Below are 14,144 nucleotides of genomic sequence, written 5' to 3' on the forward strand. Positions count from 1 at the left end.
ATCGCCCCTAACCTGAGCGCGTCTCGTGCGCATCTGCGTTTCGATGACCTCCCCGAGGCCTGGGTGTCCATCGCCAAGACGTTGGCAATGGCGATGCTGCAACCAACCCATACCGTCCTTCGTGAAGCGCACGTCTACCGGTCCAACCGGCCCTACAAGATCAAGTCGATCCAGCACGCCCTCGCCGAGCTGCGGTATCTCGCGAAATGGGCTGAGGACCGTGGTTACACGGCCGACCTGTCGCTATGGACCGATGACGACAGCGAGGCGTATCTCGCATCGGTTCGCGCCACCCGCGCAGCCACCGCCGAGAAGTCAGCGAACGATCTCCTGCGCCACCTGGTGGCGTTCGGGCCGCTGATGCACAACGGCGGCCTGCGGGTACCGGTGGGGCGTTCCAAAACTGGCAGCTCGGGCGAGATCAAGACACCGGTCATCCCTCCAGACACATTCTGGCCACTGATTCGCGCCTGCTGGACCTATATCGACGTATTCGCCCCTGACGTTCTTGCCGCCCGCGACGAGATCGACACACTGGATGCCAGCCCACCTCCCGCAAAATGGCCGGCGGCACAAACCATCGACCGCGCAATCGACTCCTGGCTCACATCACCCGACGGTTTCATTCCGCTGCACATCTACACGCTTGGACGCGGAAAAGCCGGCGAGATCAACTGGGACGGCCTGGCGCTATGCACCACGCCGCGGATCCGGGCAGTCAACTTCTACAACGGCAGCGGAGCAGCCCGACGGCAACGAGTCCGCGACGCGATCGCCGCCGGCTTGCCCACCAAGTTCGGCTACTCCGCCGTTCCACCCACGGTCGTCGACCGACCCGACGGGACACGCGGACCATGGATCAGCGGATTCGACCGCGTCATCGTAAGCAAAGAACTCACCCAAATGCGCAACGCTGCTTATATTTTCGTCGCAATCATGACGATGATGCGGGACAGCGAAGTCCAAGGACTCGCCGCCGGAGCGATCGGCACGCACTATGGCGCCCCCGCGATCACCAGCAACCTCCATAAAGGCCAGACGGGTGCGGGTACACCACAGCGCTGGTGGGTAAGCCCGCCGGTCGTTCGCGCCCTCGAAGTCGCAGAACGCATTACCCGTGACCCAGGCAGGCTGTTCGGCAGTGTCCGCACCGGCGTCAACCGTGACCTCGCCGGGTTCGACCAGCACGAACAGATTCGGTCGTTCATCAACTGGGTCAATGACCACTCACCCCGTAACGGGCTGGAGCCGATCCTCGCAACAGCGTTGGCGCCGCATATGTTTCGCCGAACCATGGCCGTCCTCACCGCCAACGAACCCGACGGAGAGATCGCCCTCGGAATCACCCTCAAGCACAACGCCACGCGGGCACTGGCCAACGCGACCACCAGCGGTTATGGGGCACCGACACCAGAGTGGGCCAAAGAGTTCGAACACCACGCCAAGGAGGCCGCTGCCGGAGAGCTCGTCGCCGACTGGGCACGGCACGCCAACGGTGACCGAGAAGTGCGCGGCCCTGGCGCCGCCACATTCGTCAACAGCCTCGACAGCGTCACCGACCGTGCGAGCAGCACCGCCGCGGTAGGCGACGAACGCATGCTCCGAAACCTGCTGCGCGACGAGTTTGCCACGATCCGCCTGGGCACCCTCAACCACTGCCTCGGCGACCCGAACAAGGCACTCTGCCTGGAAGGCGCGTCCGCCGCAGTTAAAGCTGGCGGACCCATCCCGAGCATGTGCCAACCCGCCACCTGCCGAAACTCAGTGATCACCGACAAACACTTCCCGGTCTGGCGCCACGAGGAGGCCGACCTCGTCGAGAAACTCAAGGACAAGAAGATGGCCACCGTCCACCGCCAGCGCCTCGAAGCCCAACTCGCCGATGTCCGACGAATCACCCAGCAGGACCCCAAGTGACCGCCGTCAGCCCTGCGTCCGAGAAGAAGCTGCGCGACGCCATGCAGCGACTCCTCACAGGCCAATCCAGACGGACCGACGGGCGGCTCACCAAAGCCAACCTGCACGTCGAAGCCGGTGTCAGCCGCGCCACCATGAACCGGGCCGACGCCGTCCTCGCCGACTGGAATACCGCTGTCGGCGCCCGGGTCGCACCGCGCGACTCCCAGATCATCGAGTTGCAGGGAATAGTCACCAAGCTCAAGCAGACCATCGCGACGTTGCGGCAAAGCAACACCGACCTCGAACGAAAGAACCAAGCCGCGGTAACCGTGATCGCCGAGCTCCACTCACAGCTACAAGCGAGTCGCGGTGCCGTGCCGCGCGGAACCGTCACTCCGCTGCAGGGCCGTCATGCGCGACGGCGGTGGTGATCACAGGCTGACTTTCCGACCTCGACAGAGTCGGTTGAACCCGCAAATACACGGTCTAAATCGGTTCATCCCGCTAAGATCGACCAGTCGGCACGCAGGGGGTCGATAGTCAGGAGGTTGCCTGTGGCTGAGCCGTGGCTGTCAGCCGACGACATCGCCACCCACCTCGGCGTCACCAAGGACACGATCTACAGCTGGATCGCCGAGAAGGCCATGCCCGCTCACAAGGTGGGGCGCCTGTGGAAGTTCCAGGCGGCTGAGGTCGACGATTGGGTTCGTCGTAACGGGGCGACGGCCGCGGAGGACTGAACATGCACATCATCGACAACGTCAACGACCTCCTCGGCGATGATCTCAAGGCTGAGGTGCAGGCTGGGTCGAAGCTGCGTATCGCTGCATCGACGTTTTCCATCTTCGCGTTTGAGGCGCTGCGCAAGGAGTTGGAGCGCGTCGAAGAGCTCGAGTTCGTCTTCACCTCGCCGTCGTTTGTCGCCGCGGCGGCTACTGATCAGCTGCCCAAGGAACGCCGACAGTTTTTCATTCCGCCGGGGTCCAACGGGGAGTCGTCGCTTTACGGTTCGCAGTTCGAGATCCGTCTGCGCAACAAGCTGACGCAGCGGGCCATCGCGCGTGAATGCGCGGAATGGGTGCGCCGAAAGGTTCGCTTCCGGTCGAACCGGACCGGTGCCCCGATGCAGCAGTTCGTCGTTGTGGATGACAAGGTCGCCTACCAGCCGATCCAAGGCTTCACCTCCGCCGACCTTGGCTATGAGCGTGGGAACGCCGTGTCGAACGTCGTGACCAAGCTCGACGATGCTCCCATGGCACGGCAGTACGCCGCCCTGTTCGATCAGATCTGGAACAACCCCACGCAGCTCGAAGATGTTACCCAAGCGGTGTACGACCACATCGCGAGCGTGTACGCCGAAAACTCACCGGCGCGAATCTACTTCCTGATCCTGTACAACCTGTTCTCGGAGTTCCTCGACGACATCAGCGAGGACGTCCTGCCGAATGATCGCACCGGCTACCAGGAAACGCAGGTCTGGCAGAGCCTGTACAACTTCCAGCGGGACGCGGCGACGGGAATCATCAATAAGCTGGAGACCTACAACGGCTGCATCCTCGCTGACAGCGTGGGGCTCGGGAAGACCTTCACCGCGTTGGCAGTGATCAAGTACTACGAGCTGCGCAACAAGTCCGTCCTGGTGCTTGCACCGAAGAAGCTTGCGGAGAACTGGACCAACTACAACGCCAACCTGACGACGAACATCTTCGCTCAAGACCGGTTCAACTACGACGTCCTCGCCCACACCGATCTTTCCCGCACCAAGGGTGAATCGTTGGGGCTGCGGCTCGACCGAATCAATTGGGGCAACTACGACCTCGTCGTTATCGACGAGTCCCACAACTTCCGGAACGCGGACTACGCAGAAGAGAAAGAGTCGCGCTACCAACGGCTGATGCGTCAAGTCATCCGCGAGGGTGTGAAGACCAAGGTGCTCATGCTGTCGGCCACACCGGTCAACAACCGCTTCAACGACCTGAAGAACCAACTCCAACTTGCCTACGAAGGAGAGTCGGAGAACCTCAGCCAACACTTGAACATCTCGACCACGGTCGAGAAAGTGTTCAGCGACGCGCAGCGCGTCTTCAACGAGTGGTCCAAGCTCGACCCCGAGGCGCGCACCACCGACCGTATCCTGCAGATGCTCGACTTCGACTTCTTCGAACTGCTCGACTCGGTCACCATCGCACGGTCCCGCAAACACATTCAGGCGTTCTACGACACCACCGAAATCGGTACCTTCCCACAACGGCTCCCGCCGCGGTCCATTCGTGAGCCGCTCTCCGACCTCCCCGATGTGCCCGCATTCAACGAAATCTTCGGACAACTTCAAGCGCTCACCCTGGCCGTCTACACGCCGCTGTCCTACGTATTCCCAAGCCGAATCGGCAAGTACGAAGACCTCTACAACGTCAAGGGCGGCACGGCGCGCTCCAACATCGGGCAACTCGGCCGTGAGCAGGGCTTGAAAAAGCTCATGACGGTCAACCTGCTCAAACGTTTGGAGAGTTCGGTCGAGGCGTTCCGGCTCACCCTCGCCAAAATTGAAGGCGCGGTCGACAACACTCTTATCCGAATCAAGTCACGAACAGGATCCTTGAACGATCTGAGCGTCGATTTCTCCGGCCTGGACCTCGATGTCGACGACGAGGATGACGCCAACGTCGAAGCGCTCTCGTTTGGCGAGAAGATCAAGATCGACCTCGATGACATCGACGTAGAATCCTGGCAGCGTGATCTGTGGAACGACCGTGAGACCCTCCGCGAGCTACTCGACGAGATGCGCAGGGTCACACCAGATCACGACCTCAAGCTGCAGGCGCTCAAACGACTCATCGAGGACAAGGCCGCCAACCCCCTCAACCCGCTAAATCGCAAGGCACTGATCTTCTCGGCGTTCGCCGACACTGCCGAGTACCTCTACAAACAGCTCGCGCCCACATTGAGCAACTCCGGGCTACACACCGCCCTCGTCACCGGCGGTGCCCACGCCGCGAAAACAACGCTGGGGACCGGCTACGACTTCCAGCAGGTCCTGACGCTGTTCTCGCCAAGGTCCAAGCAACGCCACCTCACCATGCCCAAAGACACCGGCGAACTCGATGTGCTGATCGGCACCGATGTCATCAGTGAAGGCCAAAACCTCCAGGACTGTGACTATCTCGTCAACTACGACATTCACTGGAACCCAGTACGGATCATCCAACGATTCGGCCGCATCGACCGCATCGGCTCGACCAACGCCCAGATCCAGCTCGTGAACTTCTGGCCCGACATCTCCCTCGACGAATACATCAACCTCAAGGAACGCGTCGAGAACCGCATGGTCATCGCCGACCTCGCCGGCACCGCCGACGACAACGTCCTCACCCTCGAAGGCAGCGACGCCGCGTTCCGCAAGGAGCAGCTCCGCAAGCTCCAAGACGAAGTCATCGAACTCGAAGACGTCCGCACCGGTGTATCCATCACCGATCTCGGCCTCAACGACTTCCGAATGGACCTGCTGGGATACCTCAAGAAGGCCGGCGACCTGGCCACCGCGCCGAAGGGACTTCACGCAGTAATCCCCGCAGACCCCTCCAGAGGCCTCCACCCCGGTGTGCTGTTCGCGCTGCGCAACGTCGACGCCAACGAGAACATCAATCGGGGCAACCGGCTGCACCCGCACTACCTGGTCTACCTCGACGACAACGGCAACGTCATCGCCGACCACACAGAGGTCAAACACCTTCTCGACCTGATTCGCGCAGGATGCCGGCCCCACGAGGAACCCGTCACCGAGGTCACCCGCGTCTTCAACGCTGCCACCCGCGAAGGCGCAGAGATGGGCAAGTACTCCGAATTGCTCACCGCAGCAATCCGATCCATGATCGACGTCACCGAAGAACGCGACATCGACAGCCTCTTCAGCGATGGACACACGACCGCCCTCACCCAGGCAATCGCCGGCCTCGACGACTTCGAACTCACCGCATTCATCGCGATCGTCGACGCCTCCGAAGGAACCACATGACGGCCCTGCTCTACCGCTGGCCCGCCGCCGCCAAATTCGGTCGTACCGTCCCGAAAACCAAGTTCTACGAACACGGCACTGTCTCCGGTGCAGTACGTGACAAATTCGTTTCCGAAGTCCAGCGCATCACCTGGGCCTACAAACTCGCCCAAGCCACCATCAACCTGCCCGGCAACACAGACGTCCCCGAGATCCAAGTTTTCCAGATCGACACAAAGGGCGACGATGTCAGCGAGTCCGTGCTCGCCGCCATCGACAAAGCGGTGAAGACCCCCATCATCTTCGAGATAGTCACCGGCGAAGGAGACGAGCAGCGAGTCCGGATGGCTGCATCGCACAAGCAGGTCGGCCCCGCTACGCCCAAGCTCAGCGCCTACTACACGACCGACTGGCAAACCCCGGATGCCGAGCGGCAGCCACTACCAACAGCGATCAGCCTGCCATCCCTGTACACCGCACTCCTCGCGCCGCTGACCCCGGTATCAGCACGGCCAGGAGAGGAATTGTCAGACGTCGCTGCCAGACTCCAGGCCGTGCGCAAGCTCGAACGCGAGGTCGCCTCCCTGGAGCGCAAACTCCGCGCCGAGCCGCAACTCAACCGCAAGGTAGAGCTTCGGCGCGCCCTGAAAACGAAGCAAGCAGAACTGGAACAGCAGAGGTAGCAGGTGGAGAAACTTCGCATGACATCGCCCGACTTGACCGAGGCCAATATCGAGAAGCTCGCCGAGCTGTTCCCCAACGTCATCACCGAGACGCTCGACGCCGACGGCAATCCCAAGAAGGCCATCGACTTCGACCTGCTGCGCCAGGAACTGTCGGATCATGTTGTCGAAGGCCCGCAGGAGCGCTACCGGCTCGACTGGCCCGGTAAGCGCGAAGCGGCATTCGCCGCCAACGCGCCGATTGCAAAGACTCTCAGGCCGGTTCGCGAAGAGTCGGTTGACTTCGACACTACCAAGAACCTGTTCATCGAGGGCGATAACCTCGACGCATTGAAGCTTCTTCAAGAGTCGTACCTGGGCAAAGTAAAGGTGCTGTTTGCAGACCCTCCATACAACACGGGTACCGACCTCGTTTACCACGATTCGTTCGCGGTCTCGCCGCCCACCTACCTAGCTCAATCAGGATTCGTTGACACCTCCGGCGCCAGGTTGGTCGCGAATCTGTCGACTAATGGGCGCTTCCATTCTGACTGGTTATCGATGATTTACCCGAGGATTCGATTGGCACGAAACCTGCTGACCGATGACGGCGTGATGTTCTTGACGATCGGAGATCAGGAGGGCGCCAACCTTAGAATCGTCATGGATGAAGTATTCGGCGCGAAAAATTTTGTTGCGACAATCATCTGGCAGTCCCGCACTTCAATATCTGACGACCAGGAAATCTCCGCGAACCACAATTACATTCTCGTGTATGCGCGAAACCGCGAACTCTTAACTTTCTGGGGTGAGCCCCTGCGGGCAGACGAGTATTCGAACACAGACTCCGATCCGCGAGGTCCGTGGAAGCTGGTCCCACTTGATGCCAATAAGCCAGGCGGTGATACACATTACGAAGTAGTTAATCCGGCCACCGGACAGGGTTTTTGGCCACCGGCTGGCCGATCCTGGGCTATCAACCGTGTATCTATGCAGCAGCTCATGGAGGACGGCCGAGTCAAGTTCGGGTTGAGGGGCGACTCAGCGCCAAAACGGAAGCTGTTTCTAAACGAGCGGGTCGAGCGCGGCGACACGCGGACACCCAGCTCGATTCTCCTCGACGCTGGGACCACGAAAGATGGTAGCGAGGAAGTCGCAAAGATGCTGGGATCGAAGAGGATATTCGACTATCCAAAGCCCGTCGCGTTGCTGAAACGCCTTATCCGGTACGGATCGACCGGAGCGCGTGATTGCCTAGTACTTGATTTCTTTGCCGGCAGCGGTACGACGGCCGAAGCTGTCATGCGGCTCAACGCTGACGATGGTGGTTCTAGGCGATTCGCAGTCGTTCAGTTCCCCGAGAAGGTTGCGCCGGAGTCGGCTGCAGGCAAGGCGGGTTTTGGTTCTATTAGCGAGATCGCTCGCCAGCGGATTCGGAAAGCTGGCACCGAAGTAAAAGACCGTGCAGGCTTAACCGCACCTGACATCGACTGTGGATTCCGAACATTCAAGGTCGATACAACAAGTATGGCTGACGTGTTGCGGGCCCCAGACGAGACTGGCCAGCAAGCACTCACTGAACTTGAGAGCAGCGTGAAGCCAGGTCGATCCGCGGAGGATCTGCTTTTCCAGGTGCTGCTGGACTGGGGTCTCGAACTGACCATGCCGATCGTGGTCGAGAAGCACGAATGCTACGACGTCTTTGTTGTTGAAGACGGCGCACTTATCGCCTGTTTCGATTCAGCAGTGAGCCCGGAGTTGGTGCGAACCATCGCCAAGCGCGAGCCACTGCGGGCGGTGTTCCGCGATGCCGGCTTTGCATCCGACGACGCTCGGATCAATGCGGAGCAGATCTTCCGTGAGATCTCGCCGGCGACGGATGTGAAGGCCATCTGACACTGATGAAGCTTCAGTTCAAGATTCAGCAGTATCAGACCGATGCCGTGGACGCGGTTGTCGACGCCTTCGCCGGACAGCCGAAATATGATGGCGTCTCTTATCGGATCGACCCGGGCAGGGCGAAGCCGGCTACGGCACCGACGCTGTTTGACGCGAGCTCGACCTCCGACTCGGGTCTACGAAATGCCGAGATCGCGTTGACACCAGAGCAGTTGCTAGAGAACGTTCAGCGCGTTCAACGGCTGCGAAACCTGCCGCTGTCGGACAAGCTGGTGGACAGCAAAGCCGCTCCGGGTGCTCCCAATCTCGACGTCGAGATGGAAACCGGTACCGGAAAGACCTACGTCTACATCAAGACGATCATGGAACTGCACAAGCGGTACGGCTGGTCAAAATTCATCATCGTAGTCCCGTCGGTCGCGATTCGCGAGGGCGTGAAGAAGTCAATTGATTTGACGGCCGAGCACTTCCAGCAGACGTACGGCAGCAAGCCTCGGTCCTTCATCTACAACTCATCTCAGCTGCATGAGTTGGAGCGATTCAGCTCGGACGCCGGGGTGCAGGTGATGATCATCAACATTCAGGCGTTCAATTCGACGAGCAAGGATAATCGCCGCATCTACGACGAACTCGACGACTTCCAGTCGCGACGTCCCATCGATGTCATCAGCGCAAACCGTCCCATCGTGATCATCGACGAACCGCAAAAGATCAGTGCACCAAAGTCATTAGAAGCGCTGTCGCGGTTCAATGCACTCATGGTGCTGCGCTACTCGGCAACTCACAAGGTCGAGCACACCAAAGTTCACCGCCTCGACGCCCTCGATGCGTACAACCAGAAGTTGGTCAAGAAGATCGCGGTGCGAGGCATCACCGTGAAGGGGCTGGCCGGCACGACGGCCTACCTGTATCTCGATGCCATCGAGATCGCCAAGGGCGCAAAACCGCGGGCCCGCGTGGAGATCGAGGTACAGACCAAAGGTGGGTCGATCGCGCGACAGGTCAAGCGCCTCGACGTGGGCGCCAACCTCCATGACATCTCCAATGGCATCGAGGCGTACAAGGGTCTCTTCATCACCGACATCGACGCCAACCGCGACATCATCGAACTCAGCAACGGTGATGTCGTCATCGCTGGACAGCTCTCCGACCGTGACGTCACTGAGGAAGCCAAGCGCCGCATTCAGATCCGGGAGGTGATTCGGGCGCACCTTGACAAGGAACGCGAACTGTTCACCCGAGGCATTAAGGTTCTATCGCTGTTCTTCATTGATGAGGTGGCGAAGTACCGCGATTACGACCGCGAGGACACGCTCGGTGACTATGCCCGGGTCTTCGAGGATGAGTACACCGCGATCGTCGATGAGGTTCTTGGGGAGCTGGAACTGGATCCCGCAACAGTGGCTTACCAGGCTTACTTGCGACGCGATGCCGTCCGAGCAGTGCACGAGGGCTACTTCTCGATCGACAAGAAGACCAGGCATGCGGTTGACGGGCCGGTGCACGCGACAGGTGACGAGAAGGGTCAATCCAAGGACGTCGACGCCTACGATCTGATCCTCAAGGACAAGGAGCGGCTGCTATCGCTGGCCGAGCCTGTTCGCTTCATCTTTTCCCACTCCGCCCTTCGGGAAGGCTGGGACAACCCCAACGTCTTCGTGATGGGCATGCTCAAGAAAAGCGATAACACCGTATCTCGGCGGCAAGAGATCGGCCGCGGCCTGCGCTTGGCCGTCGACCAACACGGCGAACGTATGGACAACCCCGTCACGGTGCACGACATCAACGAGCTGACGGTCGTTACCGATGAGTCCTACACCGACTTCGTCGCCGGGTTGCAAAAGGAAATCTCCGACTCGCTGGCCGCGCGGCCGCGCAAGGCAAGCGTGAAGTTCTTTGCCGGCAAGACAATTCAGACCGAAGACGGTGAGTCGGTGGTCGAGGAAGCCCTTGCGCAGGCCCTCTATAGGTACCTGATCAAGAACGACTACCTGAACGACGATGACACCCTTTCTGACGAGTACAAGGCAGCGAGAGAGGCTGGCACCCTGGCAGAGCCGACATCAGAGGCCCTGAAACCGGTGCTCAAGTTCCTCTTGCCCTTGGTCGACTCGCTGAACATCGACGTGCCGATCCCGACCGACGACCGCAAGCCGAAGAAGATCCCGCTCAACGAGGCCAACTTCGCCAAGAAGGAGTTCCAGGCCCTGTGGCGCCGGATCAACCACAAGGCTGTCTATCAGGTCGAGTTCGACTCATCCGAGCTCATCGCCAAATGCATTCACGCACTCGACAAGCATCTCAAGGTCGCCGCGATGCAGTACGTCGTCCAGGCGGGCACGCAACGCGACTCGCTCGAAGCTGACGACCTCACCAGCGGTGCCGGATTCGACGTATCCAGCACCGCCACCCACACAGCGACAGTGTCGGCCGCATCCCAGGTCAAATACGACCTACTCGGTGAAATCACCGAGAAAACGCAGCTGACCCGTCGTAGCGCGGCAGCTATCCTCAGTGGAGTCACACCGGAGACGTTCGCCAAGTTCCGGCTCAATCCGGAGCAGTTCATCACCGAAGCTGCCCGACTCATCAACGAGCAGAAAGCAACCGCGATCATCGAGCACCTGACCTACGATGCGCTCGATGACCGTTTTGACACAGCGATTTTCACCGAGAACCAGACCAAGCAGGACCTCACGCACGCCGGCAACAAGCTGACGAAGCACATCTACGACTACGTCGTAACCGATTCCAAAGTGGAACGGAAATTCGTCACCGAACTCGATACCAGTCAGGAGGTTGCCGTCTACGCGAAGCTGCCACGCGGATTCTTCATCCCGACCCCCGTCGGTGACTACAACCCAGACTGGGCCATCGCGTTCACCGAGGGAACCGTCAAACACATCTACTTCGTCGCCGAAACCAAAGGCTCACTCTCGTCGCTTCAGCTCAAAGGAGTCGAGGACGCGAAAATCGAATGCGCCCGGAAGTTCTTCGCGTCGCTGAACGAGAAGAATGGCGAGAACGTCAAGTACGAGGTTGTCACCGACTACACCGAGCTGATGCAGCTCGTAACGGTGTGAGCCGGGGGGAGTCACGTGAAGGACGAGGGGCTGGAATCACAGGCTGTCGACGTCGAGGGGCCGCGCCCTCCCGACCCGCGTGAGACTCTCGCGACGTGGGCGAATGAGCAGGATGAATGGGTCCGCTCAATCGTCCGACGTGTACTGGGCACTGGTCGAGCCCTGTCAAGCGACGACATCGACGATGTGTACTCGCTCTTTCGACAAGAGAAAGGACTTGATGAACGAACCCTTCCAACGGAGCCTGGCCTTACAGCGGAGGTGTCGGAAGAGGACGCTGAACTCCCGCTTGCCATCACCAGACTTTCTGAGGTAACCGGCGTCAACGCGATCGTGACGGGTTCTGTGATCGAGCCGCATGCCGGAATGACCATCTTGTTTGGCGAGAACGGCACTGGGAAGACTGGTTACGCACGAATCTTCAAGGCGCTCGCAGGAAGTCGCACTGCGGATGCAATCCTCAGCGATATCACCGTGACCGAAGTTGCACCGACTTCGGCGAAAGTTGAGTACACGGTCGGACCTGAAGTCAAGGAGTTTGCGTGGACTGGTGAGCACGGACAAGCGCCCTTCACACGGATGTCGATCTTCGACAGTCCCGCGGTGCACTTCCACGTGGACGACGATCTGGAATACGTGTATGTCCCGACTGTCCTTGCCCTGTTCAATCATGTGAACACAGCCATCAAAGGCGTGCAGGAGCGCATAAACCAGGCCGTCGTGAACCTGTCGTCTGGCTCAACCACACTGCTGAATCGTTTTCCGCGAGATTCGGCAATCTATCCGCTCGTGGAAACACTCGGCGCGTCTACGGACCTCGCCGAACTCAACGCGCTGGCCGACAGAGGCGCTGACGTGGACCAGCGGATCGATGTCCTGCGCCGAGCAGTCGCCGCGCTTGAAGCCGACACCATCACCGCTCAGATCACAGAGCGACAGAGAGACGAGCGAGTGTTGCGGCAAGCAGTGCTTGCTATCACCACGCTCGGCTCACTAAACGTTGAAGAGCTCAATGCGCAGATCCAGCAACTCGGCGAGCTCCGAGCCGATTATCGCAGCTTCCGCACCGACCTCTTCGCAGCTGCCGATCTCCCGGCAGCCCCCGAAGACACCTGGGATGCGTTCGTTTCAAGCGGCGAACGGTACAGGATGCACCTGGAATCGCTTGGCGTGCACGATGCGGAGCGCTGCCTCTACTGCCGCCAGCCGTTGGCGGATCCAGCCAAGGCCCTTGTCTCAAAGTACGGTGAGTACCTCACCGACAAGATCAGCTCCGACATCGCCTCTGTGGAACAGAGCATCAAAAGTGCGACGGCACCGATCCTGGCGATCCAACTCAACGAGATCAACGCGTTCATAGATGATCACGGGACTGGAGCCGGCCAGCCGTCATACGACACGGCACTATCCGGCATCAGAGACGCCGCTATTGCTGCGGCGGAAGCGATTCGAGCGTTAGGCCCCATAGACACCTCCAGCATGGAGGGTCTGTCGGCCCTCAGCTCTGACGTGTCGGCGGCACACGCATCCGTTGAGGCAGAGATCGCGGATCTGAAGACACAGGCGGAGAACCGCGCCGATGCTCTTCGCGAGAAGACACTTGAGTTAGCGGAGCTGACGGCGGCCGCGGAGCTGACGAAGTCCTGGACAACGATTCAGGCCCAGGTAGAACGGGCAAAGGAGTCGGACAAACTGCGTGTCTTGGCCGGCAAGTTCTCCTCTTTGGGTCGGTCGGTGACGGAGCTCGCAAAGGCTGCGAGCGACCAGCTCATCAACCAGAGCTTCGACAAGCTCTTCGCTGAGGAATGCGACGCACTGCGGGCACCTGGGCTCCAGGTTGAGTTCGTCGGCCGGCAAGGGCGAGCGCAACGTCGCAAGACCCTGGCGGGTCAGCACAAGCCTTCCAAGGTTCTGTCTGAGGGAGAACAAAAGGTACTGGCGCTTGCCGATTTCCTTGCTGAGGCTCGCCTGGCGGGGATCACAGCACCGGTCATCTTCGATGATCCTGTCTCCAGCCTGGACCATAGGCGCATTAACGAGGTTGCCCGCCGGATGGCGAGCCTTGCCGAACACAATCAGGTGATCGTCTTTACGCACGATGTCTTCTTTGCGGCCACGTTGTTGTCTCTCTTCGAAACGTCGAAGCGATGTGCCTACTTTCACGTGACTGATGAGGACGGGAAGGGCAAGGTCACGAGAGCGTCTGGCCCGCGCTGGGATTCACTCGGAAACCTTAGATCTCACATCAACAAAACGATCGAGGCCGCCCGCGCTGTGGATGGCGAAGCACGCGCAGCGTTGGTCCGCGAGGGTTATAGCTGGATCAGGTCGTGGTGTGAAGTGTTCACGGAAACGGAGCTGCTGAAGGGCGTATCGCAGCGGCTACAGCCCAACATCCGAATGACGACGCTCCGCGAGATCAAGGTAGGCGCACTGCCGGCCGCCTCCGAGGTTGTGACCCGCATATTCGAGGACGCCTGCCGATACACCGAGGCGCATTCCCAACCACTACCGACCCTTGGAGTCGGTCCGAGCCTGTCCAGTCTTGAAACTCATTGGAAGGAACTGCAGGATGCGCGCAAGCAGTACCTAGAGGCGACCGAGTAACAC

8 protein-coding genes are annotated in these 14,144 nt (G+C 60.0%); all 8 read left to right on the forward strand.

Annotated features, from left to right (window positions below; translation table 11 throughout):
* Positions 1-63 precede the first annotated feature (63 nt).
* The 8 genes from AB8998_RS23235 to AB8998_RS23270 all read left to right on the forward strand — a co-directional run bounded on the left by AB8998_RS23235 (position 64) and on the right by AB8998_RS23270 (position 14,141).
* A complete protein-coding gene (locus AB8998_RS23235; protein ID WP_369739987.1) occupies positions 64-1,917 on the forward strand; it encodes a hypothetical protein in 1,854 nt (617 codons plus the stop codon).
* Positions 1,914-2,330 (forward strand): hypothetical protein, encoded by a 417-nt coding sequence (locus tag AB8998_RS23240; RefSeq protein WP_019345303.1) that lies wholly within the window; start codon positions 1,914-1,916, stop codon positions 2,328-2,330. Before AB8998_RS23235 ends, AB8998_RS23240 begins: the two co-directional genes overlap by 4 nt.
* Before the next feature lie 123 nt (positions 2,331-2,453).
* Complete coding sequence (locus tag AB8998_RS23245; RefSeq protein ID WP_069404361.1) at positions 2,454-2,639, forward strand: helix-turn-helix domain-containing protein; 186 nt, start codon at positions 2,454-2,456, stop codon at positions 2,637-2,639.
* A gap of 2 nt (positions 2,640-2,641) precedes the next feature.
* The gene (locus AB8998_RS23250; protein WP_369739989.1) at positions 2,642-5,911 is read left to right on the forward strand and encodes a helicase-related protein; all 3,270 of its coding nucleotides are present in this window, start codon (positions 2,642-2,644) and stop codon (positions 5,909-5,911) included.
* Positions 5,908-6,573 carry a DUF4391 domain-containing protein gene (locus AB8998_RS23255; RefSeq protein ID WP_369739990.1) on the forward strand — a complete coding sequence of 222 codons (666 nt, stop codon included), beginning with the start codon at positions 5,908-5,910 and terminating at the stop codon, positions 6,571-6,573. Before AB8998_RS23250 ends, AB8998_RS23255 begins: the two co-directional genes overlap by 4 nt.
* A gap of 18 nt (positions 6,574-6,591) precedes the next feature.
* Positions 6,592-8,448 (forward strand): site-specific DNA-methyltransferase, encoded by a 1,857-nt coding sequence (locus AB8998_RS23260; RefSeq protein ID WP_369739991.1) that lies wholly within the window; start codon positions 6,592-6,594, stop codon positions 8,446-8,448.
* 5 nt (positions 8,449-8,453) lie between these two features.
* Positions 8,454-11,534: a type III restriction-modification system endonuclease gene (locus tag AB8998_RS23265; RefSeq protein WP_369739993.1), complete on the forward strand. Its 3,081-nt coding sequence runs from the start codon at positions 8,454-8,456 to the stop codon at positions 11,532-11,534.
* A gap of 15 nt (positions 11,535-11,549) precedes the next feature.
* Positions 11,550-14,141: an AAA family ATPase gene (locus tag AB8998_RS23270; protein WP_369739994.1), complete on the forward strand. Its 2,592-nt coding sequence runs from the start codon at positions 11,550-11,552 to the stop codon at positions 14,139-14,141.
* The last annotated feature ends 3 nt before the right edge of the window (positions 14,142-14,144 follow it).

The sequence above is a fragment of the Mycobacterium sp. HUMS_12744610 genome (assembly GCF_041206865.1).
Lineage (GTDB): Bacteria > Actinomycetota > Actinomycetes > Mycobacteriales > Mycobacteriaceae > Mycobacterium > Mycobacterium servetii.